The 26449-nt window shown below is 38.6% G+C and carries 24 protein-coding genes; all 24 read right to left on the reverse strand.

Annotation, left to right across the window (positions count from 1 at the left end):
* Positions 1-69: 69 nt before the first annotated feature.
* On the reverse strand, positions 70-1467 hold the full coding sequence (gene hslU / locus ACFVT8_RS10955; RefSeq protein ID WP_387079972.1) for an ATP-dependent protease ATPase subunit HslU: 1398 nt from the start codon (positions 1465-1467) through the stop codon (positions 70-72).
* Positions 1467-2012: an ATP-dependent protease subunit HslV gene (gene hslV, locus ACFVT8_RS10960; protein ID WP_053483307.1), complete on the reverse strand. Its 546-nt coding sequence runs from the start codon at positions 2010-2012 to the stop codon at positions 1467-1469. The genes hslU and hslV overlap by 1 nt, the downstream gene beginning before the upstream one ends.
* A gap of 20 nt (positions 2013-2032) precedes the next feature.
* Positions 2033-2932: a tyrosine recombinase XerC gene (xerC, locus tag ACFVT8_RS10965; RefSeq protein ID WP_387079970.1), complete on the reverse strand. Its 900-nt coding sequence runs from the start codon at positions 2930-2932 to the stop codon at positions 2033-2035.
* A 308-nt stretch (positions 2933-3240) separates the two neighbouring features.
* Positions 3241-4554: an FADH(2)-oxidizing methylenetetrahydrofolate--tRNA-(uracil(54)-C(5))-methyltransferase TrmFO gene (gene trmFO, locus ACFVT8_RS10970; protein ID WP_387079968.1), complete on the reverse strand. Its 1314-nt coding sequence runs from the start codon at positions 4552-4554 to the stop codon at positions 3241-3243.
* An 18-nt stretch (positions 4555-4572) separates the two neighbouring features.
* On the reverse strand, positions 4573-6651 hold the full coding sequence (gene topA / locus ACFVT8_RS10975) for a type I DNA topoisomerase (RefSeq protein WP_387079966.1): 2079 nt from the start codon (positions 6649-6651) through the stop codon (positions 4573-4575).
* Between the two features lie 91 nt (positions 6652-6742).
* Positions 6743-7639: a DNA-processing protein DprA gene (dprA, locus tag ACFVT8_RS10980; RefSeq protein WP_387079964.1), complete on the reverse strand. Its 897-nt coding sequence runs from the start codon at positions 7637-7639 to the stop codon at positions 6743-6745.
* A 184-nt stretch (positions 7640-7823) separates the two neighbouring features.
* Positions 7824-8726, reverse strand: coding sequence for a succinate--CoA ligase subunit alpha (gene sucD, locus ACFVT8_RS10985; protein WP_387079962.1), 903 nt, complete (start codon positions 8724-8726; stop codon positions 7824-7826).
* Positions 8727-8743: 17 nt separating this feature from the next.
* Complete coding sequence (sucC, locus tag ACFVT8_RS10990) at positions 8744-9904, reverse strand: ADP-forming succinate--CoA ligase subunit beta (RefSeq protein WP_387079960.1); 1161 nt, start codon at positions 9902-9904, stop codon at positions 8744-8746.
* Positions 9905-10066: 162 nt separating this feature from the next.
* Complete coding sequence (locus ACFVT8_RS10995) at positions 10067-10369, reverse strand: EscU/YscU/HrcU family type III secretion system export apparatus switch protein (protein ID WP_387079958.1); 303 nt, start codon at positions 10367-10369, stop codon at positions 10067-10069.
* Positions 10366-12258, reverse strand: coding sequence for a hypothetical protein (locus tag ACFVT8_RS11000; protein WP_387079956.1), 1893 nt, complete (start codon positions 12256-12258; stop codon positions 10366-10368). Before ACFVT8_RS11000 ends, ACFVT8_RS10995 begins: the two co-directional genes overlap by 4 nt.
* 95 nt (positions 12259-12353) lie before the next feature.
* Complete coding sequence (locus tag ACFVT8_RS11005; RefSeq protein ID WP_387079954.1) at positions 12354-13112, reverse strand: ribonuclease HII; 759 nt, start codon at positions 13110-13112, stop codon at positions 12354-12356.
* A gap of 290 nt (positions 13113-13402) precedes the next feature.
* A complete protein-coding gene (ylqF, locus tag ACFVT8_RS11010; protein WP_387079952.1) occupies positions 13403-14278 on the reverse strand; it encodes a ribosome biogenesis GTPase YlqF in 876 nt (291 codons plus the stop codon).
* Positions 14279-14333: 55 nt separating this feature from the next.
* Positions 14334-14903, reverse strand: coding sequence for a signal peptidase I (gene lepB, locus ACFVT8_RS11015; protein WP_387079950.1), 570 nt, complete (start codon positions 14901-14903; stop codon positions 14334-14336).
* A 106-nt stretch (positions 14904-15009) separates the two neighbouring features.
* Positions 15010-15354 carry a 50S ribosomal protein L19 gene (gene rplS, locus ACFVT8_RS11020; protein ID WP_079560440.1) on the reverse strand — a complete coding sequence of 115 codons (345 nt, stop codon included), beginning with the start codon at positions 15352-15354 and terminating at the stop codon, positions 15010-15012.
* A gap of 116 nt (positions 15355-15470) precedes the next feature.
* Positions 15471-16208 carry a tRNA (guanosine(37)-N1)-methyltransferase TrmD gene (gene trmD, locus ACFVT8_RS11025; RefSeq protein WP_387081481.1) on the reverse strand — a complete coding sequence of 246 codons (738 nt, stop codon included), beginning with the start codon at positions 16206-16208 and terminating at the stop codon, positions 15471-15473.
* Positions 16208-16723: a ribosome maturation factor RimM gene (gene rimM / locus ACFVT8_RS11030; protein WP_387079948.1), complete on the reverse strand. Its 516-nt coding sequence runs from the start codon at positions 16721-16723 to the stop codon at positions 16208-16210. The genes trmD and rimM overlap by 1 nt, the downstream gene beginning before the upstream one ends.
* 795 nt (positions 16724-17518) lie before the next feature.
* Complete coding sequence (locus ACFVT8_RS11035) at positions 17519-17752, reverse strand: KH domain-containing protein (RefSeq protein ID WP_004269410.1); 234 nt, start codon at positions 17750-17752, stop codon at positions 17519-17521.
* Positions 17753-17767: 15 nt separating this feature from the next.
* Complete coding sequence (rpsP, locus tag ACFVT8_RS11040; RefSeq protein WP_049668417.1) at positions 17768-18040, reverse strand: 30S ribosomal protein S16; 273 nt, start codon at positions 18038-18040, stop codon at positions 17768-17770.
* Between the two features lie 94 nt (positions 18041-18134).
* Entirely contained in the window at positions 18135-19493 is a 1359-nt protein-coding gene (gene ffh / locus ACFVT8_RS11045; RefSeq protein ID WP_387079945.1) for a signal recognition particle protein, read from the reverse strand.
* Positions 19494-19505: 12 nt separating this feature from the next.
* Positions 19506-19841: a putative DNA-binding protein gene (locus tag ACFVT8_RS11050; protein WP_387079944.1), complete on the reverse strand. Its 336-nt coding sequence runs from the start codon at positions 19839-19841 to the stop codon at positions 19506-19508.
* A 198-nt stretch (positions 19842-20039) separates the two neighbouring features.
* The gene (gene ftsY / locus ACFVT8_RS11055) at positions 20040-21311 is read right to left on the reverse strand and encodes a signal recognition particle-docking protein FtsY (protein WP_387079943.1); all 1272 of its coding nucleotides are present in this window, start codon (positions 21309-21311) and stop codon (positions 20040-20042) included.
* The gene (smc, locus tag ACFVT8_RS11060) at positions 21308-24889 is read right to left on the reverse strand and encodes a chromosome segregation protein SMC (protein ID WP_387079941.1); all 3582 of its coding nucleotides are present in this window, start codon (positions 24887-24889) and stop codon (positions 21308-21310) included. Before smc ends, ftsY begins: the two co-directional genes overlap by 4 nt.
* 3 nt (positions 24890-24892) lie before the next feature.
* Positions 24893-25657 (reverse strand): ribonuclease III, encoded by a 765-nt coding sequence (rnc, locus tag ACFVT8_RS11065; RefSeq protein ID WP_387079939.1) that lies wholly within the window; start codon positions 25655-25657, stop codon positions 24893-24895.
* Positions 25658-26195: 538 nt separating this feature from the next.
* Positions 26196-26432: an acyl carrier protein gene (acpP, locus tag ACFVT8_RS11070; RefSeq protein WP_387079937.1), complete on the reverse strand. Its 237-nt coding sequence runs from the start codon at positions 26430-26432 to the stop codon at positions 26196-26198.
* Positions 26433-26449: the final 17 nt, after the last annotated feature.

Below are 26449 nucleotides of genomic sequence, written 5' to 3' on the forward strand. Positions count from 1 at the left end.
ATATTCCGAAGAGTATTTACTTAATATTCTAAAGTTTTTTATAACTGAATGAAACTATTCAGCCTTATCTTACAATATAAACTGTGACAAATCTTTGTTTTTTACTATACCCGCAAGCTTTTGATCTACATATGCAGCATTGATCGGAATATTTGCAGGTGCAATTTCCGCAGCTTCAAACGATAATTCTTCCAATAAACGTTCTAAAATTGTGTGCAAACGACGTGCACCAATATTATCAGTCTCCTGATTGACCTCGGTTGCAATTTCTGCAATTCGCTCAATCGCGTCTTCTGTAAAGTTTATTTCTACGCCTTCTGTTTCTAATAATGCTTTGTATTGCAAAATTAGTGATTGATCTGGTTCTTTCAAAATACGTACAAAATCGTGTTTCGTTAATTTTTCAAGTTCTACTCGAATTGGGAAGCGACCTTGTAATTCAGGAATTAAATCTGACGGCTTTGACATATGAAATGCTCCAGCAGCAATGAATAACATAAAGTCCGTTTTTACAGCACCATACTTCGTCGTTACAGTAGAACCTTCGACGATTGGCAGAATATCGCGTTGTACTCCCTCACGTGATACATTCGCAGAAGAATTACCTTCCTTACTAGCGATTTTATCAATTTCATCAATAAAAATAATGCCTGACTGTTCAGCTCTTGCAATGGCTTCTTGTGCAACTTCATCAGCATCTATAAGCTTATTAGCTTCCTCTATTGTTAAAATACGGCGCGCGTCTTTCACTTGTACACGGCGTTTTTTCTGCTTTTTAGGCATCAAATTAGATAGCATATCTTGCATGCCACTGTTCGAAGACATATCCATGCCCGTTCCTTGTAACGCATCAAAAATAGAAGGGTTTTGTTCTGTTACTTCAACCGTAACCCATTCATTCTCTAATTTACCATTACGTAAATCGATAGCGATTTGAGCACGTTTGGAGCGTACTTCAGTTTCTTCTGAGGAATCGTCATTGGTTTGCTGCTCTTTCCCACCAAATAACATTTCAAATGGATTTTGCATGGACTGTTTTTTTCGTAAGGAAGGAACCAATAACTTAACGATAGCTTCGTTTGCTAATTCTTCTGCTTGGTCCTTCACTGACTCCATCATTTCTTCTTTTACAAGTCGATGAGAAGCTTCTACTACATCACGTACCATTGATTCTACGTCGCGTCCAACGTACCCTACTTCTGTAAACTTCGTTGCTTCTACTTTCACAAATGGTGCATTTGTTAGCTTTGCAATTCTTCGAGCAATTTCAGTTTTTCCGACACCTGTTGGTCCAATCATCAAAATATTTTTCGGAATTACTTCAGCCTTCATCTCATCACTTAACAGTGAGCGACGATATCTATTACGTAACGCAATAGCTACCGCTCGTTTCGCTTCATTTTGTCCAACGATATAACGATCCAAATGCTCAGTAATTTGTCTTGGCGTTAAATTATTTTTTGTCATTAGATAAGCGCCTCCACGATAATATTATGATTCGTAAACACACAGATTTCAGCGGCGGTTTCTAATGCTGCCTCTGCAATTTCACGAGCAGACATTGTATCACCCGCATATTTTTTCAGAGCACGACCTGCTGATAATGCATAATTACCCCCAGAACCAATTGCCAAAACTCCATCATCTGGTTCAATCACTTCTCCAGTTCCTGAAACAAGAAGGAGTGTACTTTTATCCATCACAAGTAGCATGGCCTCTAATTGACGTAGCATTTTATCACCGCGCCACTGCTTAGCAACTTCTACCGCTGCACGTTGTAAGTTACCATTGTATTCATTTAACTTTCCTTCAAACATTTCAAAAAGTGTAAAAGCATCAGCAACCGATCCTGCAAATCCGGCAAGTACCTGCCCATTAAACAGACGTCTGACCTTCCTTGCTGTACCCTTCATTACAACCGCATTCCCTAGAGTTACTTGACCATCGCCTGCCATAGCGCAACCGCCATTATGATGAACTGCAAATATCGTTGTCGCATGAATTTGTCCCATTTGCCTTCCTCCTTAGCTTATTATGCCCTTGGATGAGCATTCATATATGTTTGACGAAGATGCTCTTTTGTTACATGTGTGTAAACTTGTGTAGAAGTTAAATGAGCGTGGCCTAATAACTCCTGCACCGTACGTAAATCTGCGCCATTATTCAATAAATGTGTAGCAAAAGTATGGCGAAGCATATGTGGATATATTTTCGTATGAAGCGAGGCCTTGTCAATCATTTCAGTTAAAATATGACGTACACCTCGAGGAGTAAGTTCCCCACCGCGCATGTTGACAAACAATTGCTGATGACTTGTGTTTTTCATCAATCGTGGACGAGCTTGCTCTATGTAATCCTGCATAGCTAAACTCGCAAATTGCCCGAATGGAATAATACGTTCTTTTCGCCCTTTTCCCATTACCCTAATAATCGAATAATGGAAATCAACATCATCTACTTGAATTGATGTAAGCTCACTTACACGAATACCTGTCGCATATAACAGCTCTAATATAGCCATATTTCTTAATGATTTCAAATCATCGCCAATATTCGCATCAAATAGCTGCTTCAATTCTTCTTCGTAGAAAAAACTAGGTAAGCGCGATTCTTTCTTGGGGTGATAAAGTGATCGAAATGCCCCATCATCTAATCCGTACTGTCTATTTAGAAAGCGAAAGAAAGAGCGTATTGAGGAGATTTTCCTTGATACAGATGACCTTGCTCTCTTTTCATCATACAACTTTGTTACATAAAGACGTGCATGTATATACTCAACACTAGCTAAATCATTTACACCTTCCACTTGCAAAAACGCTAAAAAATCTAGTAGGTCCGATTCATATTCTCGCACTGTATGAACAGAGAAGTTTTTTTCAATTTGAATATAAAGCATAAACTGCTCAAGTGCATCTTGGGACGAAACTAACATTAAAAGATTCACCACCAAATGATAATTAATAACCTTCTCAAATTATGGCTGATGAGCCAAAACTACTTACGCTTACCAATAAAAGGATACCGAATTTCATATATCCTTTTTAGTGCGTCACTTTGGGTATCGTTAATGTAGAAAACATACATATTGACACTATACCTATCTTCATCATATAGCAAGTATAAATGTTTATATTTTGAGAAAATCTCCATACAAAATAATAAAATACGTGTAAATTAGCATTTTGCCTACAAAAAGAAAAAGCCTCTAAGAGTATATCAACTTTTAGAGGCTTTTTGCAATCAAATTGTTTGTGAATTCACAAAATTACGAATTGTGCTTATTGCACGAGTAGCATGCATCTCTGCACGCTCTGGTTTCGAACGACGTCCCGGTGGTAGTTCAGGGAAAATTCCGAAGTTGACGTTCATTGGCTGGAAGTTTTTCGATTGTGCTTCTGTTATATAACGCGCCATACTTCCTAAAGCAGTTTCAAATGGGAAGATAAGTTGTTCTTGTCCTAATGCTAATCGAGCCGCATTAATACCAGCAATTAATCCGCTACCAGCTGATTCAACATATCCTTCGACACCTGTCATTTGACCAGCAAAGAAAATATTTTTTTGCTCGCGAAGCTGATAAGTTTTCTCTAAAACCTTTGGCGAATTAATGAACGTATTTCTATGCATTACTCCGTAACGAACGATTTCAACATTCTCTAATCCCGGAATTAATTGCAATACTTCCTTCTGTGGTCCCCATTTTAAATGAGTTTGGAAGCCAACGATATTGTAAAGAGTTCCAGCCGCATCATCTTGTCGTAATTGGACAACAGCATAAGGTCGTTTTCCTGTTTTTGGATCTTCTAGACCTACTGGTTTCATCGGTCCAAACAACATTGTTTTCTCCCCACGAGCAGCCATTACTTCGATTGGCATACAACCTTCAAAGTAAATTTCCTTTTCAAATTCTTTTAATGGCACAACCTCTGCTTCGATTAACGCTTGACGGAAACGATCAAATTCTTCCTTTGTCATAGGACAGTTTAAATAAGCCGCTTCCCCTTTATCGTAACGAGATTTTAAATAAACCTTCTCCATATCGATGCTATCTTTTTCAATAATTGGTGCTGCTGCATCGTAGAAATATAAATAATCTAAACCTGTTAAGCCTTGAATTTTTTCAGCTAAAGCTTTCGATGTTAGTGGGCCTGTAGATATAACCGTAATACCTTCTGGAATCTCAGTGACTTCTTCATGAATCACTTCCACAAGAGGATGGTTTTTCACTGATTCTGTCACATAGCCTGCAAACTCATGACGATCCACTGCTAATGCACCGCCTGCTGGTACTGAACATGCATCTGCTGCCTTCATAATAACAGAATCTAAAATACGCATTTCTTCTTTAATAACACCTACGGCATTTGTTAATCCATTTGCACGTAGTGAGTTTGAACAAACAAGCTCTGCAAATTTATCAGTATGGTGAGCTGGTGTTTGCTTTACTGGACGCATTTCATAAAGTCTAACTTTCACACCACGTTGAGCAATTTGCCAAGCAGCCTCACTACCCGCAAGACCTGCGCCTATTACATTTACTACTTGTTCAGTCATGTTCTTACCATCTTTCTATCATTGAGTAGGTGTTTCTTCATAGTCACATTTCGTACACTGAATTTGCACACCTTTTTTAATTTTTTTCTCTACCAATAATGCACTACATTTCGGACATGGTCTACTAATCGGCTTATCCCAAGAAACAAATTCACACTCAGGATACTGATTGCAGCCATAGAATAAACGCTTCGTTTTACTCTTTCGTTCTACAATTTCGCCTGTTTCACATGAAGGACATTTTACGCCAATAGGTTTCATAATAGCTTTTGTATTACGGCAATCCGGGAAGTTTGAACAAGCCATAAATTTCCCATAACGTCCAAGCTTAAAGACCATTGGAGATCCACAAAGCTCACAATCCTCGCCAGCCGGTTCATCTTTTATAACAACCTTTTCCATAGCCTCATCTGCATATTTTACATGGACTTCAAAATCCTTATAAAACTCATGTACAACTTCTTTCCACTGACGATCGCCTTCTTCAATATGATCCAAATCTTGCTCCATTTGTGCTGTGAATTCGATATTTATGATATCAGGGAAAAATTCAAGTACGAGTTGATGCACGATTTCTCCTAGCTCAGTCGGCATGAATCGCTTTGCATCTAATACGACATAGCCACGGCGCTGAATTGTATCGAGGGTCGGTGCATATGTGGACGGGCGCCCTATACCTAACTCTTCCATTGTTTTTACAAGACGCGCCTCTGAATAACGTGGTGGTGGCTGTGTAAAATGTTGCTTTGGCTCAATTTCAAGAGATTTTACTTGATCGCCAACTTCCATTTCAGGTAGAAGCTTGGTTGTTTCTTCTGTTTGATCATCTGTACCCTCAATATATAACTTCATAAAGCCCGCAAATTTAACTTGTGAGCCGTTTGCACGGAATAAAACATCACCATTTTGTAGATCAACAGCAACTGTATCAAGTACGGCCGGTGCCATCTGACTAGCGATAAAGCGCTCCCAAATTAAACGGTATAAGCGCAATTGGTCGCGACTAAGCACTGCTTTTAATTCTTCTGGAGTTCGCATCGTACTAGTTGGACGAATGGCCTCATGGGCATCTTGTGCATTCGATGCTTTTTTAGCCTGCTTCGTCTCTGTGGAGATGAATTCTTTGCCGTATTTGGATTCAATGTAGGCAATTGCCTCTGATTTTGCTGTATCCGAAATACGTGTAGAATCGGTACGCATATACGTGATTAAACCGACTGTCCCCTCTTTTTTACCAATATCAATACCTTCATATAATTGTTGCGCAAGCATCATCGTTTTCTTAGCACGGAAATTCAACTTACGTGCTGCCTCTTGCTGTAAAGAAGATGTTGTAAAAGCAGGTGCTGCATTTCGTTTACGTTCTTTTTTAGATACATTGACAACTTCAAAACTTGTACCTTTAACATTTTTTAAAATAGATTTAACTTGTTCTTCATTTGTTAATTTAATTTTTTCTTTGCCATCACCATAATAAAGCGCATCGAACGTTTTCTTACCTTTTTCAAAAGAACCTTCAATCGTCCAATATTCTTCCGGTTGGAAGTTTTTAATTTCATTTTCACGATCAATAATCATGCGTAATGCTACAGATTGTACTCGTCCTGCTGATAATCCCTTTTTAACCTTTTTCCAAAGAATCGGACTAATGTTATAACCAACAAGTCTATCCAATATACGACGTGTTTGCTGTGCATCTACTAAATCCATATTAATAGGACGTGGATTTTTAAAGGATTCTAATATCGCATCTTTTGTAATTTCATTAAAAACGACACGACAATCCGAATGAATATCAATATTTAACGCAGTCGCAAGGTGCCAAGCAATCGCTTCTCCCTCGCGGTCTGGATCGGCTGCTAGAAAGACTTTCTTCACTTTTTTAGCCGCAGACTTTAAGTCCTGTAAAACAGGCCCTTTACCACGAATCGTAATATATTTAGGTTCATAATTATTTTCAGGACTAACGCCCATTTGGCTACGTGGTAGATCACGAACATGCCCTATAGACGCCTTTACTTTATATTTTTTTCCTAAATATCGTTCAATTGTTTTTGCTTTCGCTGGTGATTCTACAATCACTAAATAATCCGCCATCTATGTCTCCCCCTTAGCGAGGTCTATTGCTAATTTTTTAAGTTACCTGTTGCAAAATGTATAACAGATTTTAAGATAATGCAACTTTTTTTCAATTTTTGTTAGAAAAGAGAGCAAGTGTTTCAACGATTTCGTGACCATTGCACACTGGAGTAGCTCCTTCTAATAGTAGTTTATTTGTACCTTTTGATTGCTCCGCATTAATTGGACCCGGTACAACAAATACATCTTTCCCTTGCTCTAATGCATATTCTGTTGTAATAAGCGTTCCACTTCTTAATGCTGCTTCAGTTACAACTAAAGCTTTGGACAATCCGCTAATTATCCGGTTACGCATTGGAAAATGCCATTTCTCAGGCTTCATATACGGAGGATACTCTGTGACAAGTAACTGATGCTCCGCCATATGCCTAGCGAGAGACTGGTTGTCCTTAGGGTATATATAATTAAACCCGTGTCCAAGCACTGCAATTGTGGAACCTCCAACTTTAATAGTTGTCTCATGCGCTATCGTATCCGCACCTCTTGCAAGCCCACTTACAACAGTATATCCGTGTTCAACAAGAGGCGGAACAATTAGGTCCATCGCAGTTTTTGTATAAGCTGTAGCCTTTCTAGAGCCTATAATAGCTACTTGTTTTTCATTTGTTAGTAGAGAATACCGACCTTTCACATACAATACAGTAGGTGGACTGGATATTTCAAATAATTGCGCCGGGTAAAAAGGATGATGAAAAGGTATAGGGGAAATATCGGCCCGTTCATAAGCTTTTTCAAACGACAATGTCATATTTTGTCGAAAGCTACGAGATATTTCTAATGCTTTGTGTGATGATATTTGCAATGCTTTTGCAATCTCGTAGGGGGGCGCTTCTTCAAAATAACTTAGTATATCCACCGGGGACAATAATTGCTGAAGTTTTTGAAGTGGTAATGGGTATATATAATGTAAAGCTAGTAATCTCTGTGTATCGACTGAAAAAATCATTTAAAAACCTCCTTTTAATAGAAGAAATTAAATGACCGCATCTTTAATGACATAGCTTTTTCAGGAAAGGTTCTTAAACAGTAAGTAGGGAGTTTTCATCTCTTGAACACATTTCAATAGAAGCAATTCAAGCCATGTCTTCATAAAGAAAAAGATGTAGCCACAATGTGCTACATCTTCCATTTTAATGGGTTTTACACTTTTCGTATAGCCCTTTTTCTTTAATTACTTTAATAAGTGTGTCACCAATGACAGATGGCGTTTCTGCTACTTCAATACCAGCAGCATTCATTGCCTTAATTTTCTCTGCTGCTGTTCCTTTACCACCTGAGATAATAGCACCAGCGTGACCCATACGTTTTCCTGGAGGCGCTGTTTGTCCACCGATAAAGCCAACGACAGGTTTCGTCATATTCGCTTTAATCCACTCAGCCGCTTCTTCTTCAGCAGTACCCCCAATTTCCCCAATCATCACAACTGCATATGTTTCAGGATCGTTGTTGAACGCTTCCAATACATCGATAAAGTTTGTACCATTGACAGGGTCTCCACCGATACCTACAGCTGTAGTTTGACCAATACCAGCTTGTGTTAATTGGTGTACGGCTTCGTATGTTAACGTACCAGAGCGAGAAACAACTCCTACATGCCCTTTTGTATGGATATACCCTGGCATAATACCAATTTTACATTCATCTGCCGTAATAACACCTGGACAGTTCGGACCTACTAGACGTGTCTTTTTACCTTCCATATAACGTTTAACCTTAACCATATCAAGGACAGGAATATGTTCAGTAATACAGATTGTTAATTCTAATTCAGCATCAACAGCCTCTAAAATAGCATCTGCCGCGAATGGAGCAGGTACATAAATAACTGAAGTTGTTGCACCTGTTGCCGCTACAGCTTCCATTACCGTGTTAAATACAGGCACTCCTTCGATTTCAAGACCACCTTTACCTGGTGTTACACCAGCTACAATTTTAGTACCATACTCAAGCATTTGCTTAGTATGGAAAAGCGCTGTTTCGCCCGTAATCCCTTGTACAATTACCTTCGTATCTTTATCAATAAATACAGCCATTGTTCTCCCTGCCTTCCTTAGCCTACTAGTCCCACAATTTTTTGTGCACCGTCAGCCATTGAATCAGCTGCAACGATGTTTAAACCAGATGCATTTAAAATCTCTTTTCCAAGCTCTACATTTGTACCTTCTAAACGTACAACTAACGGCACAGTTAAGCCAATTTCTTTGGCAGCTGTCACAACACCCTCAGCAATAATGTTACATTTCATAATTCCGCCAAAAATGTTTACGAAAATACCTTTTACATGTGGATCAGAAAGGATAATTTTGAAAGCTTCTGTTACTTTTTCAGCCGTTGCACCGCCCCCTACATCTAGGAAATTAGCAGGGCTTCCGCCATAATAGCTAATTGTGTCCATTGTAGCCATAGCAAGACCAGCTCCATTTACCATACAGCCAATGTTACCATCTAGCGAAATATAGCTAAGGTCATATTTTGATGCTTCGATTTCCTTTGGATCTTCTTCATCAAAATCACGTAATTCGACAATATCTTTATGACGATACAACGCATTTGCATCGAAATTAAATTTAGCATCTAATGCCAAAACTTCTCCTTGTCCAGTTACAACAAGGGGATTTATTTCTACAATTGAAGCATCCTTGTCGATAAATGCTTGATACAAGCCTAGCATTAATTTAACAGCTTTCCCTACTAGGTTAGCTGGAATATTCATATTAAACGCCATGCGACGTGCTTGGAAACCTGTTAATCCAACAACAGGATCCACAACTTCTTTGAAGATTTTTTCTGGATGTGATTCCGCTACTTCCTCAATATCCATGCCGCCCTCTTCAGATCCCATCATTGTTACACGGGATGTTGCGCGGTCTAATACTAAACTTAAATAGTATTCTTTTTGAATATCAGAACCCTCTTCAATATATAAGCGTTTTATTTCTTTTCCCTCAGGACCTGTTTGATGAGTTACTAAAATTTTACCTAGTAATTCTTTTGCATAAGTACGCACCTCGTCAAGGTTTTTAGCGATTTTTACGCCACCCGCTTTACCGCGTCCACCTGCATGAATTTGCGCCTTGACTACTGTCACGTTAGAGCCAAGTTCCTTCGCTACTTTAACTGCTTCATCAGGGGAAAAAGCAACTTTTCCGTTTGGTACAGCTACACCATATTTTCTAAGAATCTCTTTCCCTTGATATTCATGGATATTCATAATACATCCTCCCATCAAACATTTGCATAAAATTGTTTTACTAACATAATCTATTCTAACTAAAGATTCTGATAAAGTCTACACTTTGTCTTTTATTCATTTTTTATCATTTAATATGTCGCTTTCTTCTATTTAGTGTACTAAAACAGAGTTTTATGAAAATCAGAATTCTTCGTTTTTTCTGTATTTTTGTGCATGTTGTTGATCTAATCGATATATAAATGCAAATACCTCAGCGACAGCTTCATACAATTCTTCTGGAATTGACTCATTTAAATCTAATTGTCCAAGTAATTGAACAAGGTTAGGATCCTCATAAATAGGGACATCGTGCTCATTCGCGCGTGCTAATATATTTTCTGCTATTTTCCCTTTTCCTTTTGCTACGACTGTTGGACTATCAAAACGTCCTAACTTATACGTGAGAGCGATAGCCTCTTTTCGAGTAAATTTTTCTTCACTCATATGCGAAAATCCACCCCACTATGTTCCTCCTGCTGTTCTACTACAGGGGTTATTTCAGGTTGGGCTTTTTCAAATTGCTTAATAAAAACCCCTGAAAGTTGGTACTCTTTTTCAGCTAGTCCTTTTTTTAATGCTGCTTTTAGTGGTTCTGCAAGCGGAATAATATCATTATTTTCATTAAATACTGTCACAGAAACTACACGATTTTGAACCTGCATATCAATAACCGTCTCTTTCATAGATTCCATTTGTAAATAAAATAATATACGCGCATAATTAGCATCAATTTTACCATCTTCCTTCATGCGTCCATTCCACTGTAATGTTGCATCCATTTTCTTACCGAAGAATTCCAATGGTACTTGCATAATAAGCTGGTGCTGATGGCCATTCTCTCCTGATGCTAACTGCATGCCGTTCATGCGTGCCATTAACATCTCTGCAGCTTCCTTCAGCTGCGGAGTAACATGTGTTTCCTGCAATAATGTATGTAGCTGAGGTTTTAATTGATGCGCAATCTGCTGTAAATCTGCTGACTTATTACTAAGTGTCGCTTCATAGCTAACTCCTAGATTTTTTAATACCGTTTTAAGTGCATGTTCCATTGCTTTACTGTCCATAGAATTTTGTACATGGGCATCTGCTTGCGTAACAATCTGCTGAATCATTGATTGCGGGGATTCAACACTATTTTTCATAAGACTTCGCATGAATGCTTCGTTTTGTAGTGGAGAAGTTGCTTCATGCTTTAAAAGCGATAATAAATGGTCCTTCACTGAAAGAGCATTGGCGTCTTGTGTAAACAAACGCTCCGTAGAATTTTCTGCAAACGCTTTAATAAGTTGTTCTTGCATCTGTTTTGCAAAAATCTCTAGCGTTTGTTTAGTTGCTGGTAGCTGATTAAATCGATCGATAAGTTGATTTAATGACTGCTTTTGTTCATCGGTTAATAAGCTTTGATTCGCTGTCCATGATTTAAGTTGGTCAACGAGATGTTTTATATTGTCAGAATTTGTCGATAAAATAGTTTGAATAACTTCTCCAGCCTGTTGAAGCTGATTTGGCTGGATAGACTTTACATCGCTAAGGCTTGACCAGTTTTGCAAGGTCGCCTGCTGAGGAAGTATCCCTGAATCCTTTAAAATATTCATGGCTTGAATCTTGTCACTCATAGAAGCCGCATTACTAGTTAATATTTGTATGGACTTGGCTAGTACTAAACTACCTGTTTCTACTTCAAAAGGCTTTGCAATTGCCTGTATTTGTTGCATTAGATTTTGCTTAAGGTTTTCTGGTAAAGCTATATCCTTCGTTAAAAGTTGCGTAAAGTTTTCCATTACGGAAATCATGCCATTCGTTTTTTGTCCACTAATAAGAGCTTGAAAAACATCATTTGTCATCGGCATTTTAAACTCCACCATTTTTTGAATGGCTTGCAGGGCATCCATTTTAGTAATGCCTTCTGGTAATGCCTTTAACCACATTTCTGCCTGCATCAGTTGCTCTTTTGAAATCGGTAGTTGCGCTTTCATAAAATGAGCTAAAAGCTGCTGCATTTCAGTTGTTTTTGGCAAATTCATTGATTCGAGCAACTGATTAATTTGTTGACTTTGGGAAGCCGTTTGCTCCATAGGGCCCGTAACTACTTTTAGTTCTGTTTGTGGGCTTGTACCAGTTACTTGAAAGAAATGGGCATCGCCTGCTTTTAGCGGAACTTCTAGTTTAGCAATAAACTTCTGCTGGCCAACTTGTATTTCCGCCATTTGATCTGGATATAATTGTTTGATTGTTCCTTGAAATACTTGTCCTTGTTTTAAAGTAAGTGGCTGATTAGCTGAAGTTAAAGCTGTTTGTTGCATTTGAATCGGATTAAAAGATGTGGCTGTCATATACATACTCCTTTCATCAATTACTCCTTGGCGTAATTGGCTTCCATTTTTATTTTAAGTAATGCACTCAACTATTTATTGTTTTATCACATACGTTAAAGCATTGACTTTATCGGCTCAAATGACTTGCGATGATGAGTAGTTGGACCGTACTCTTCAAGTGCTTTTAAATGCTGCTTTGTTCCATATCCTGCATGTTGAGCAAAACCATATATAGGGAATTCTTCGTCCAATTGATCCATATAATCATCTCGAGCCGTTTTCGCCAATATAGATGCAGCTGCAATAGCCAGACTTTTCGCGTCCCCTTTAATTATTGAATCCTGCGGAATAGAGATTGGTAGCGTCATAGCATCAACTAGCACATAATTAGGTTTAATAGATAGCGAGTCTACACTTGTTTTCATCGATTGCTTCGTCGCTTCATAAATATTTAATTCATCGATTTGTTGTGCTGATTGGAAATGGATAAAATAACTTATTGCATGCTCTTTAACTAAAGCAGCAAAAGCATTGCGTTTATCTTTTGATAATTGCTTTGAATCATTTAATCCTACTAGAGCATCACAGTTTGCAGGTAAAATAACAGCAGCTGTTACTACTGGCCCCGCTAACGGTCCACGCCCTGCTTCATCTACCCCTGCAATGAGTGCGCCTATCCCTCCATAGCTTTGGTCAAAATCAACTTTCGCTTGATGTTCCTTTACTAGTTGTTGTTTTTTCTCCTGTCGCTTCTCCCAACTTTGCCAAGCTTTTTGCACTCCCGCTCGTTCGTCGGTTGCTACAGTGGTCATCCAATCCTGCCATTCCTCTGCATCTTTCAACGCTGCTGTAATCTCTTTAATTGTTTTCATATTACTTACTCCCTTTTGGTTCTACATCCACAGTTCGTAGCCGATGTTTCGTTCTAATATATCTTCGCTCATTACTTTTGATCATTCTACTCAAATTATTGACGAAGCCAATCAGTTTTTGTCTTTGTGAATAGACGACAGTCTCTGAAAATATGTATTCCCTTTTTTCAATAGACAACAATACATCAAATAAATTTCTCGCTCTATATCATTTATCGGCAAGAAGAAGTATTCCTAAAAGAAAAACTGCCATGCTCACAATCTTCTCAAGTGAGTATGACAGTTTTTTCTTATTCCTGCTGTGCTTCCTTTTCAAGCTGTTCGTCAACAAAGTCAAAGGTTAGTTTACCTAATTGTAATCCTCGAATATCTCGAACAATTAGTTGAGCTACTTGATCATAATCTATTTCTCCTCCAGGACCAAATACACGTCGAAGTTTCCCAATATGATCAAAGGTTTCAACTAAATCTTCATGGATAAACTGGAAGCCATAGCGTTCTTCCATTCTTGCTGGATAATGAACCGATAAAAAGCGTAAGCCATATACAGCTAAATCCTCCATATTCGTTATAGTATCCTTTATAGCACCTGTTAAGGCTAATTTATAGCCTACTTCTTGATCTTCAAACTTCGGCCATAAAATACCTGGCGTATCAAGTAATTCAAGCTCCTTCGCAACCTTTATCCATTGCTGAGCCTTAGTTACCCCTGGAGTATTCCCTGTTTTTGCTATATTTTTCTTTGCTAGGCGATTAATTAGCGTCGATTTCCCTACGTTCGGAATTCCGACAATCATTGCACGAATGGCTCTTGGCTTCATCCCACGTGACTTCATACGCTCAAATTTTTCTTTTAATATTTCTTGAGCAGCCTTTGTAACCTGCTGTAATCCTTTGCCTTCAAGAGAATTGATGGCTACTGCCTTATGACCCCTTTGCGCAAAGTATTCAACCCATTTACGTGTTTCCTGCTCATCTGCCATATCTGACTTATTTAAGATAAGAAGACGCGGTTTTTGATTAATCACTTCGTCTATCATCGGATTTCGGGAAGATAGAGGTAAACGTGCATCTATTAATTCAAATATAATATCAACGAGCTTTAATTTTTCTGTTACTTCTCTGCGGGCCTTTGCCATATGCCCTGGAAACCATTGTATAGTCATATCTATACCTCCTACTAAAAGAAAAAGGGAGTGTTTTAGCCCTCCCTTTCAAGAATTACTTTACAATTTTAATATCACTATACGGCCAGAAAATCAGACTTGTATTACCAATAATCTCTTTCTGATCAACGACTCCAATAATTCGACTGTCCTTACTGTATCGACGATTATCCCCCATAACAAAAACATAGCCTTCTGGAATTACATTATCTTTTAGGTTTACATCAATGTCTTTTAATGTAAAATCCTCTGTTAATGTTCCTTCTGTAATTTTTGATTTGTAGGCATCTAAATAAGGCTCATCTATCGGTTCACCGTTAATGTATAATTGGTCATCTTTATATTCCAATGTCTCTCCTGGTAGCCCAATAACACGTTTAATATAGTTTTTCTTCTCAGGAGCATGAAATACAACAATATCAAAACGTTTTGGTTCACCAATTTTATAACCAATTTTATTCACAATCATACGGTCGCCATCTTCAAGGGTTGGCATCATGGATTGGCCATCTACTGCAATGGGTGTAAATAAAAAATAACGAATAATCGCTGCAATCGCAAATGCAATTAGAAGTGCCTTTGTCCATTCCCATAGTTCATTCTTTTCCTTCACCTGTTTATCCATCGAGATTTGCCCCCTTGTCTATCCTCATTTTAGTTGATAGTTATTTAAGATGACAAGCAAAAAGAAAAGGAGCTTGTTACACAAGCTCCTCACTTTTAAGTCATAATTATCGAATTTCTTTAATACGAGCAGCTTTACCACGTAGGTTACGTAGGTAGTAAAGTTTAGCACGACGTACTTTACCACGACGTACAACTTCTAAGTTAGCGATTTTTGGTGTGTGTACAGGGAATGTACGTTCAACACCTACACCGTAAGAAATTTTACGAACTGTGAAAGTTTCGCTAATTCCGCCACCACGACGTTTAATTACTACACCTTCGTATACTTGTACACGTTCACGAGTACCCTCTACTACTTTCACGTGTACCTTAACAGTATCACCAGGACGGAAAGATGGTAGATCAGTGCGAAGCTGAGCTTTTGTAATTTCTGTAATAATGTTTGACATTGTTTTCTCTCCTTAGACAGATGCTCTTGCACGCAATCTATGCCACAGCGGAACACCGTAATTCAGTACTTCACATAGAAGTACAGAATAGATGTTATCATAAATATAGATAGCAATCAAGCATCTTTATTGTTATTTTTAAGTTTTTCTATATACAATTTTTGCTTATCTGTTAATGGATAATTCTCGAATAAATCAGGACGACGCTCGAATGTTCTTTTCAGAGATTCTTCCTCACGCCATTGCTCAATTTTTGCGTGATTGCCCGATAGTAAAACATCAGGTACTTTCATTCCGCGAAATTCAGCAGGGCGTGTATAATGTGGGTGCTCTAGAAGACCTGTTGAGAACGAATCTTGTATGTGAGAATCCTCTTGTCCTAAAACCCCCGGCAGAAGTCGTACAACGCTATCTATAACCGTCATAGCCCCTAGCTCTCCACCAGTTAATACGAAATCTCCAATTGAAATCTCGTCTGTAACAAGATGCTGACGTATGCGTTCGTCATAGCCTTCGTAATGGCCACATAAAAACACTAGTTCTTTCTCTTGCGCTAGCTCTTCTGCCTTTTTCTGAGTAAAGCGCTCACCTTGTGGGCACATCAAAATGATACGGGGAGTTTTCCCTTCAGTAATGGCCTCTACAGCGCTAAACATAGGCTCTGGTTTTAACACCATTCCCGCACCGCCACCATACGGATAATCGTCTACCTGATTGTGCTTGTTACCCGAATATTCACGGATATCAGTTACTTCTAGCTTTACAGCACCTTTTTCTTGTGCTTTTTTTAATATCGATGCACCAAAGACGCCTGTAAACATATCAGGAAATAAACTTAACACATGAATATTCATCATAGCAAGCCATCCATTACGTATATCACAATTTTCTTCTCATCAATATTAATTTCCTTAACGATGTCTTCGATATACGGGATGTAATGCTCTTTTTTAGCACCTTTGACTACCCATACATCATTTGCACCTGTTTGAAGAATGTCAGTCACTGCTCCGATTGTTTCTCCTTCTTCAGAAACAACTGAACAGCCAATTATATCATGGAAGAAATATTCATTTTCCTCTAATAAATCATCTGACATTTGATCGTTCGTAATTTTGAGCATGCCTTCTTTGAAAGGCTCCACAAAATTGATGTTATACATTCCTTCAAAAGTTAATAAAATAAAGTTTTTATGACGACGCATTGATTCAATTGTTACCCATGTCGGCTTTTTATCGTCTTTTTTAAACGCTGCAAGCTTATTTCCTACCGCGAAGCGCTCTTCTTCAAAATCTGTTGTTGATAATATTCGCACCTCTCCACGAATACCATGCGTATTGACAATACGACCTACATTAAACCATTCCATTCAAATCTCACCTCATATCAATTTCGCCTTGGCGTAATTGCCGCTGACGCTTCGCTTTCGCAGATAAACAATGCGTCCGGATTTTGAATTGTGCCTAGGCCTGCACGAGGGCCGACACGATGTCGGCCATATCGGTAATGCCACATGACGTGGCGTTTTTACCGATGCAGGTCAGTTAGCCGTTTTCGCAGGATGCGAAGGTTTTAGGCTAACATCCTATATTCATTTTCAAAATCCATGACATCCGCCGGAGGCTTTAGGCCAACAAATGTTTTCTGTGCGAAAGCGTAGTGTTAACGCAGCGACAGCAACATGATGTTGGTCACTCAGTCGTTGCCACAGGACTTGGCGTTCTTAGACTGAGTTCCTTTATATCAGCGGGTGTTTATCCACTGAAAAGGAATCACTTCCTCATTCATCTCACCATCTTAAGAGGCGGGAGTCTTATGCTGAATGAAGATAAAAATGCTAAACAAACTCATCCATGTCAAGCTACTAGCTAGCCAGAATCAAAAAGTATCTTTCTCTCACCTTTCACCTACAAAAGCAGTTTAACTTTTGGTGGACGGTGTTATAGCTTAGACGTTGACCAGTCTTCCTCAATGTCATTATGTTCAATTACCTCTCAATATAATTATGATAATGAAAAAAGGAAGGAACCGGCAAGCTCCTTCCTTTTAGTCCAGATTTTACGCTTTACCTCAGAGCCACTTTGAATTCCTTAGTGCATGTAAACATACCGATCAGGACTCTCCAGTGCTTGTTGCATGTAAAAGAGCGTGAAAATCTTTTCTATCAATCCAATATATCGACGTAGGTCTTTTTTTGATGGTGACTACCCGCCGCTGAATAAACAATTGTACGAATCGCTTTCGCTACTCGCCCTTGCTTGCCTATGACTTTCCCTCGATCCTCTGGATGAACAAAAAGTTTATAAACAATTCGATTTGCATTTTCATCCGTCTCTATACGAACTTCTTCTGGATAATCGACTAACGGTAAAACGATTGCTTCAATCAGCTGCTTCAAAGACGTCGCCCCCGATTATTTACTGAATTTTTGGTTATGGAATTTTTCCATGATACCTTGTTCTGAGAACAAGTTACGCACTGTATCTGATGGTTTTGCACCGTCAGTTAACCATTTAAGAGCTTTCTCTTCATCGATGTTTACAGTAGCTGGTTTAGTAAGTGGGTTGTAAGTACCAACTGTTTCGATTGAACGACCGTCACGTGGTGAACGAGCGTCTGCAACTACGATACGATAGAAAGGAGATTTTTTAGCTCCCATACGTTTTAAGCGAATTTTAACTGCCATTTTAATAGCACCTCCGAATAAGTTTCACACAAGATAGTATATTATCAATGTTTAGGTTGTTTGTAAAGTGTTTTTTCTTAACACCTATAAATTATTATTTAAACAATGAATCGAAGCCTGGTAGTTTCATCTTTTTCTTGCCTTTACCACTTGCCATGCCAGTCATTTGCTTCATCATTTTTTTCATTTCTTCAAATTGCTTTAATAGTCGATTTACCTCTTGAATTGATGTCCCAGAACCCTTCGCTATGCGCTTTTTACGGCTACCGTTAATAATTTCTGGATTCGTCTTTTCAGCAGATGTCATCGAATAAATAATCGCTTCTACACGTCCCATTTGCTTATCATCAACTTTAACATTGTCTAAGCCTTTGATTTTTCCAGCACCTGGTAACATTTTTAAAATTTCGTCAAGTGGTCCCATTTTCTTTACTTGCTGCAATTGTTCAACAAAATCATCGAACGTAAAAGACTGAGTTTTAAATTTTTCTTCTAGTTCTTTAGCCTTTGCTTCGTCAACATTCGCCTGAGCTTTTTCAATAAGTGATAGAACGTCACCCATTCCTAAAATACGAGATGCCATACGCTCTGGATGGAATGGTTCAAGCGCATCCATCTTCTCACCCATACCAACAAACTTAATAGGCTTCTGTGTAACGGAACGGATCGATAGCGCCGCACCACCACGTGTATCACCATCAAGCTTTGTTAAAACAACTCCTGTAATACCGACTGCTTCATTAAAGCTTTCTGCCACGTTAACAGCATCCTGACCTGTCATAGCATCTACAACTAGGAATACTTCATCTGGCTCTTTTAACGCACGAATGTCTTTTAATTCTTGCATTAAATCTTCATCGATATGCAAGCGACCAGCTGTATCGATAATAACGACATCATGATGTTCTTCTTTTGCCAATTCAATTGCCTGGCGTGCAATTTCTACTGGGGAAACATCGGTTCCTAACGCAAAAACAGGTAGGGATAACTGCTTTCCTAATGTTTGTAACTGCTGAACAGCAGCAGGACGATAAACGTCTGCAGCAACTAGTAATGGCTTACGATTATATTTTTTACGTAACACATTTGCCAATTTACCTGTAGTTGTCGTTTTACCTGCACCTTGTAAGCCGACCATCATAATAACAGTTGGTGGCTTTGTATTAAATTTAATTGGGCTTTGCTCGCCACCCATTAATTCTGTTAATTCTTCTTGTACGATTTTAATAACTTGCTGACCTGGTGTTAAGCTTTGCATAACATCTACACCGACAGCACGTTCACTGACCTTTTTAACGAATTCTTTGACTACTTTTAAGTTAACATCCGCCTCGATTAAAGCAAATCGGACTTCTCGCATCATTTCTTTAACGTCTTGTTCCGATACTTTCCCTTTACCTTTAATCTTTTGGATCGTTCCTTGGAGTCGTTCCGCTAATCCTTCAAAAGCCATTGCTTTCGCCTCCTAATCCCATTCTTTCAACTGTTCTATAAGCGTTAGCTGCTCTTCAACTGTCAAACTTTGTTCTGTAATCCCTGTTGTTAGCTGCGCAAGCATTTGTGTACGTTGTTGAAATTTTTCAAGTAAACATAGTTTTTCTTCATATTCTTCAAGCATCGCTTCTGTTCGACGAATATTATCATAAACAGCTTGGCGTGAAACTCCATACGATTCAGCGATCTCTCCAAGTGAGTGATCATCTAAATAATAGAGCTCCATATAACTTCGTTGCTTATCTGTTAATAATGCTTGATAAAAGTCGAAGAGAAAGTTCATGCGTGTTGTTTTTTCAAGTAGCATCGAATGTTTCTCCTCCCGTTATTAGTCATTTGTATCATAACGAAAAGCGCCCGTCTGTGTCAAGGTAATCTCCTTGTCTAAAAGCTTTAATTAACTGCTTTTTAGGCGTTTTTCACCTATAGCCAGTATTTCCCTTTTAAACAATGCGATTCACCTGCTTACAGACGAGCGCTTCAAACTACTTAATGAGCTAAGCTGTTAATCTTCACTATTTTGTAATTCTTTATCTAAACCATCAGCAAATAAGCCATACACATAGCGCTCTGCATCAAATGGCTGTAAATCATCCATTTTCTCGCCAAGACCAACAAACTTCACAGGAATGTGTAATTTATTACGAATAGCAAGAACAATACCACCTTTTGCAGTACCATCAAGCTTTGTTAAAACAATCCCTGTTACATTTGTAGCTTCCTTGAATGTTTGTGCTTGAACAAGTGCATTTTGACCTGTTGTTGCATCTAAAGCTAATAGTACTTCATGTGGAGCATTCGGTACTTCTCGAGAGATCACTCGATGAACTTTTTCAAGCTCATTCATTAAGTTTACTTTGTTTTGTAGACGGCCTGCTGTATCACAAATTAACACATCTGCATTACGGTTTTTCGCCGCACGAATTGCATCATACATAACTGCCGCTGGATCTGAGCCTTCCGATTGTTTAATCACTTCACAGCCTACTCGATCTCCCCAAACTTGTAATTGATCGATGGCACCAGCACGGAAAGTATCACCTGCTGCTAAAACAACCGTTTTACCTTGTGATTTTAAACGATGGGCAAGTTTACCGATTGTTGTCGTTTTCCCAACACCGTTTACCCCGACGAATAAAATTACAGTAAGTTCACCTTTAGGTTGCATATTAAGCTCGATTAAATCCGTTTCACCTTGCTCATAAATTTCCACAAGTTTTTCAGAAATAAGCGCCTGAATACCGTTTGTATCTTTGATATTTTTACGTTGAACCTCGAAGCGTAATTTATCCATTAACTCCATTACTGTTTCAAAGCCAACGTCTGCCTGTAATAATAAGTCTTCTAATTCTTCAAAGAAATCTTCGTCCACTTTTCGATAACGCGCAACTAGGTCATTTACTTTAGAAGTAAATGAATTACGCGTTTTTTCAAGTCCAGCCTTGAACTTTTGTGTAATAGACCATGCAGAAGGTTTTTTCTCCTCTACAGGTTCTTCTACTATTGCGACCTCTTGTACTTCTTGTTGCTCTTGTACTTCTTGTTGCTCTTGATCTTCTATTGCTACAGGAATTTCTGTTTCAATTGAGCTTTTCGTTACAGAAACTTCCTCAACTTTTTCTATTTCGTCTATAGGTTCTGCAATTTGAGCAGGTTCTGTTGCTTCGTCTTGTACTTCATCTTGCTTCTGTTCAACAGCTTCTTCTTCATTAATCGCTGCTACTTTTTCATCCTCATTGCCCATCAATTTATCTTTTAAACGTTTAAAAAAACTCATGCTTGTTCGCTCCTTTGCTCCGCAAGTACGGGTTCATCTTCTAATTTTACTGATACAAGTTTAGATACGCCAGATTCCTGCATTGTAATACCATACAACACATCTGCTCCCTCCATCGTTCCTTTACGATGTGTAATCACAATAAATTGCGTGTCACGGCTAAATTTCTTCAAATATTGACTATAACGAACAACATTTGCCTCGTCTAAAGCCGCCTCTACCTCATCGAGAATACAAAATGGCACAGGTCGAATATTTAGGATGGAGAATAATAAGGCGATTGCAGTTAGTGCACGTTCGCCACCTGAAAGCAAGCTTAGATTTTGTAATTTTTTACCTGGTGGTTGTGCTACAATTTCTATCCCTGTTTCTAGCAAATTTTGAGGATCTAATAACACTAAATCTGCCTGACCTCCGCCAAACAATTCACGGAATACACGTTTAAATTGCTCTCGAATGGCATAGAAGGTTTCGCTAAATCGCAGCGTCATTTCTTCATCCATTTCTTTAATAGCCTCATGTAATGTTTCCTGTGCAGCAAGTAAATCCTCACGCTGCTCTGTTAAAAATGAATGGCGTTCAAGTACCCGATCGTATTCCTCAATGGCGCTCAAATTAACAGGACCTAGCTCCTCAATTGATTTCTTCAGTAATTTCACTCGACGTCGCATATGCTCTTCATCTTCAATTGCAAGGGCAAGCTCCTCAGCTTCCTCTAATGTTAGCTGATAGTTTTCTTCTAGCTGTTCATTGAAATTATTGATTTCGAATTCTACGCGACTTCGCTTCAATTCATTTGCACGTATCGCTTCAAGGTAACCTTTATGTGTACGTTGCAATTCCTTCAGTTGTTCTTCTAAAGTAGTAAGCTCTTGTTGTTGTGCTATTTTTTCATCTTTTTTCTGTGAAATCGTGTCTTGCAGAGAATCTCTTCTCGCTTTCCACGCAGCAACCTGCTCAGCTACTTCTTCATCGCTTAAAAGTTTTGTCGATTCATCTGATTGAAGCCAGATTATTTCCTGAGAAATATTATCGACTTTTTGACGAGCTTTGTTTAATTGTAGGGCTAACTCTGCTGTAGCAATTTGTACTTGTGACATTTGCTCCTGCATTACCGCTAACTGCGAGCGTTTTTCTGCTGACTGCTCACGAAGTACATCTTTCTCCGATTCACTTTGTAGCTTCACCTTACTTAATTGTTCCACTGTTTCATTTATCTCTAACAGTTCTGTTGCTAATGCCGTTAATCGCTCCGTAGCCGCTTTCTTTTGAGCTAACAATGCTTCTTCGCGTGTTTTTACATCTTGTGTTTCATTAGATGCAAAAGATACACGTGCAGACAAGCTTTTCTCGCCAACCTCTAGCTCGCGTATACGACTCGCCTGTTGCATTTCATCTTTTCGAAGTTGCTCACCGTCAAGCTTCAATTGATCTACTTTGTCTCGCAATGTTGCAAGCTTCTCTTTTTCACTTGAGACAGCTTGTTCAGCACTATAAATAGATGCTTCTAACGATTCTAGCTTTACTATTAAACCATCTAATTCCGCTTTTCTTGTAAATAGTGAAGATTGTTGTTTCATTGCACCACCAGTTAATGAACCGCCTGCATTGACGATATCACCTTCAAGTGTTACAACACGATATCTAAATCCACATAATCGGGCAATTTGACTTGCACCTTCTAAACTAGATGCAACGATGACATTGCCAAGAAGGTTCTCGACAATTGTGCGGTTGTCTTCATCGAACGTTACAAGTGCATCAGCCATTTTGACAAATGCCGGGTGCTCAGTTGCTAGCTGAATTGTGGATAGATTAATTTTCCGAGACTTGATGACTGTTTTAGGTAAAAATGTTGCTCGCCCAGCTTTTTTTTGTTTTAACCACTGAATTGCCTGTTGAGCATTTCGCTCATCAGTTGTCACTATATGCTGAGAGGCTGCCCCTAATGCTGTTTCTATAGCCTGAGAATATTTCCCATCCACTTGAATTAATTCAGCAACGGCTCCTTCAATCCCAGCTAATTCACCTTTATCACGTGCTAATAATACTTCTTTTACTCCATGGAAAAAGCCTGAAAAATCCGCTTCAAGCTCTGCTAGCGTATCTTTTCTAGCCTTTAGTTGCTGCTGGTGCTGATAAGCTTTATAAAGCATATCCTGCTTTTCATTAAACGATGTATTGACGTTCTTCAGCTGTATTTGCAAAGCTTCATATTGCTCAAGTTTTCCCTGCAATTCGTTAGATGTTGTAGTATGAGCAACAACTAGCTTCTCTTTTTCAGCGAGAATTTGCGCAAGCTCTTGCCCAATTTCATCAGTTTGATCTGACATTCTCGTCGCCATCGCTTTTTGCTGCGCTAACTGTTGTTCAATATTTTTTAATTCATTTTTAACTGTTGCTTCTTCGTTTAAGGAGTCAATATATCGGTTTTTTTGTTCTTCAATTTCTTGTTCAATCTCAGAAACTGAGCGATTTAAAGATTGTTCTAATTGTTTAATGCTTTGTTTCAACTCTGATACTTCTTGCTGTTTTCCAGTGAACAATTCTTTTTTCTCTTGCTCTTGAGCTATAAGAGCCTCAACCTCATCTTTTGCTTCTTGTAATGCCGTATTCAATTGAAGTAGTTGATTAGAAGCATTTTGTCGCTTTTCAGCCATTAACGCTTTACGACCATCCCAACGCTCTACCTCCATCGTCGCATTAACAAACTCAGCCTGAGTCGTATCTAAAAATTCATCTAGTTCTTTTAAAAGCTTCCGAATACTTGCAGTTTGCTTTTCGATTGAAGAAATATGATGAGCTTGTTTTTGCTCCGTTTCATATAGCTCCATATACTCAGCTTTCAGAGCATGCAAAGATTGTGCACAATTTTTTAAATCGTGCACAAGGATTGCGATATCAAAATCCTTTAACTCTGTTGACATTTGCACATAATCTCTTGCACTTGATGCCTGAATTTCTAACGGCTCCAGACGACTGTCTAGCTCATGTAAAATATCTAAAACACGATATAAATTTTCATCAGTTTCAACAAGCTTATGCTCTGCCTTTTTCTTTCTTAGTTTATACTTTAATACGCCAGCTGCCTCTTCAAAAATTGAGCGACGGTCATCAGGTCGGCTATTTAAAATTTCATCGACACGGCCTTGTGAAATAATGGAGAAGGCCTCTTTCCCAAGTCCTGAGTCCATAAACAAGTCCGTAATATCCTTCAGGCGACACTGCTGGTTATTTAGTAAATATTCACTATCACCTGAACGGTATACGCGTCTTGTTACGCTTACTTCTGTATATGAAAAAGCAAGCTGTTCATCTGTATTATCTAAAATTAATGTTACCTCTGCAAAGTTTAGTGGCTTACGTGAGTCACTTCCAGCAAAAATAACATCCTCCATCTTTGCCCCACGTAACGACTTTGCCGACTGCTCCCCAAGTACCCAACGAATGGCATCAATGACATTACTTTTCCCACTGCCATTTGGTCCAACTACTGCTGTAACACCGGGTACAAAATCAATTCCAATGCGCTCCGCAAAAGATTTAAAGCCAATCACTTCGAGTCGTTTTAGGAACATCTATTAAGCCTCCTCTTTTGCAGTTTGCTCACGCATTGAACGCATTGCGCATTGCGCAGCTTGCTGCTCGGCTTCTTTTTTTGATTTCCCACGACCAATACCAAGCTCCTGTCCATTTAATAGCACGCTCGATACAAAGGTACGGTTATGTGCAGGACCCTTTTCATCAATAATTTCATAATTAAGAAGGCCGTTATTTGTTTGCTGTACCATTTCTTGCAATTGGCTTTTAAAATCCATCACATGCGAAAAAGCACCGATTTCTACTTTCGGGAATACGATTCGTTCTAAAAAGCAAACAACCGTTTGTAAGCCTTGATCTAAATATAGGGCACCTACAAATGACTCAAATACATCCGCAAGTAGTGCTGGGCGTTCCCGTCCACCTGTTAATTCCTCACCTTTTCCAAGTAATACAAAGCGACCAAAGCCTAATTCATTTGCAAAGATAACAAGTGACGGCTCACATACTATGGATGCTCGTAGCTTCGTCAGCTCCCCCTCACTCATATGAGGATATTTCTCAAAAAGATATTTAGAAACAGACAGTTCAAGTACTGCGTCTCCTAAAAATTCAAGACGCTCATTATCCGTAAACAATTTACGGCGATGCTCATTCACATAAGATGAATGTGTGAATGCTTGATACAATAAATTTTTATTAATAAATGTGATATTTAATTCATGCTGTAAAAGCTCGAATTGATTGCGTACTTTTTCAGGAAGCACGCCAGATTTCTGCATAGTTCCTTTTCTTTTCATAGCCATTGAACAATCTGCCTTCCTAATAGTTTCTACCGTTTAAGTGTACCTTTTTCAAGGCATTTATGCAAAAGTATTTCGGCTTAAATACAATGTTTTGGAAATTAATTATGTTTAAGGTCAATTTCGCCTTGGCGTAATTGCGTCCGGATTTTGAATTGTGCCTGCACAATTCGTTCCTTTCACAATCCGTGACACCCGTCAGAGGCTTTAGTCCAACGTGATGTTGGTCACTCAGTAGGTGTTAGGACACTTACTAAAAAGGAACGACTCTTTTATTTCTTCTTATCACCTTCAGAAGTGAGTGTCTTCTACTGAATGAAGATAAAAAAAAGGGACGTTCACAGTTCGCTAAACGAACCATTTCGTCCCCTTTTTAAACATACCTTAGCATAATATCTACTCTCTTACACTTAAAAAAAGTATAAGTAATTTGTACCTAAGGATTTAACTTTATTCAATCATAAACATTTATTGTATAATGACCGCATTCATGTCAACACCGATAGAGGTGAATAATTTCAGCAAAATAAAGTTAAAGGAATTAGTTTAATTTACTTTCGATGTATGAAATTGCAGAACCAACTGTTGAGATTTTTTCAGCATCTTCATCAGAAATTTCCATATCGAATTCGTCTTCAAGCTCCATCACAAGCTCAACTACGTCTAATGAGTCAGCACCTAAATCATCACGGAAAGAAGCTTCTAGAGTAACTTCACTTTCTTCAACACCTAAACGGTCCACGATTACTTTTGTTACGCGTTCTAATACTGTAGTCAAAACATTCACCTCCCCTC

Source organism: Lysinibacillus sp. NPDC058147 (assembly GCF_042884205.1).
In the GTDB taxonomy this organism is placed as follows: domain Bacteria; phylum Bacillota; class Bacilli; order Bacillales_A; family Planococcaceae; genus Lysinibacillus.

Coding starts and splice junctions, on each gene's coding strand:
- trmD (WP_387081481.1), bottom strand. CDS start 16,208: ATGAATATTCATGTGTTAAGTTTATTTCCTGATATGTTTACAGGCGTC.
- ylqF (WP_387079952.1), bottom strand. CDS start 14,278: ATGACTATACAATGGTTTCCAGGGCATATGGCAAAGGCCCGCAGAGAA.
- rpsP (WP_049668417.1), bottom strand. CDS start 18,040: ATGGCAGTTAAAATTCGCTTAAAACGTATGGGAGCTAAAAAATCTCCT.
- sucC (WP_387079960.1), bottom strand. CDS start 9,904: ATGAATATCCATGAATATCAAGGGAAAGAGATTCTTAGAAAATATGGT.
- topA (WP_387079966.1), bottom strand. CDS start 6,651: ATGGCGGATTATTTAGTGATTGTAGAATCACCAGCGAAAGCAAAAACA.
- smc (WP_387079941.1), bottom strand. CDS start 24,889: ATGTTCCTAAAACGACTCGAAGTGATTGGCTTTAAATCTTTTGCGGAG.
- ACFVT8_RS11000 (WP_387079956.1), bottom strand. CDS start 12,258: ATGACAGCCACATCTTTTAATCCGATTCAAATGCAACAAACAGCTTTA.
- ACFVT8_RS11050 (WP_387079944.1), bottom strand. CDS start 19,841: ATGCTACTTGAAAAAACAACACGCATGAACTTTCTCTTCGACTTTTAT.
- lepB (WP_387079950.1), bottom strand. CDS start 14,903: ATGGATAAACAGGTGAAGGAAAAGAATGAACTATGGGAATGGACAAAG.
- rimM (WP_387079948.1), bottom strand. CDS start 16,723: ATGGAATGGTTTAATGTAGGTCGTATTGTCAATACGCATGGTATTCGT.
- dprA (WP_387079964.1), bottom strand. CDS start 7,639: ATGATTTTTTCAGTCGATACACAGAGATTACTAGCTTTACATTATATA.
- ffh (WP_387079945.1), bottom strand. CDS start 19,493: ATGGCTTTTGAAGGATTAGCGGAACGACTCCAAGGAACGATCCAAAAG.
- hslU (WP_387079972.1), bottom strand. CDS start 1,467: ATGACAAAAAATAATTTAACGCCAAGACAAATTACTGAGCATTTGGAT.
- ACFVT8_RS11005 (WP_387079954.1), bottom strand. CDS start 13,112: ATGAAAACAATTAAAGAGATTACAGCAGCGTTGAAAGATGCAGAGGAA.
- hslV (WP_053483307.1), bottom strand. CDS start 2,012: ATGGGACAAATTCATGCGACAACGATATTTGCAGTTCATCATAATGGC.
- ftsY (WP_387079943.1), bottom strand. CDS start 21,311: ATGAGTTTTTTTAAACGTTTAAAAGATAAATTGATGGGCAATGAGGAT.
- xerC (WP_387079970.1), bottom strand. CDS start 2,932: ATGTTAGTTTCGTCCCAAGATGCACTTGAGCAGTTTATGCTTTATATT.
- sucD (WP_387079962.1), bottom strand. CDS start 8,726: ATGGCTGTATTTATTGATAAAGATACGAAGGTAATTGTACAAGGGATT.
- trmFO (WP_387079968.1), bottom strand. CDS start 4,554: ATGACTGAACAAGTAGTAAATGTAATAGGCGCAGGTCTTGCGGGTAGT.
- rnc (WP_387079939.1), bottom strand. CDS start 25,657: ATGGCTATGAAAAGAAAAGGAACTATGCAGAAATCTGGCGTGCTTCCT.
- ACFVT8_RS10995 (WP_387079958.1), bottom strand. CDS start 10,369: ATGAGTGAAGAAAAATTTACTCGAAAAGAGGCTATCGCTCTCACGTAT.
- rplS (WP_079560440.1), bottom strand. CDS start 15,354: ATGTCAAACATTATTACAGAAATTACAAAAGCTCAGCTTCGCACTGAT.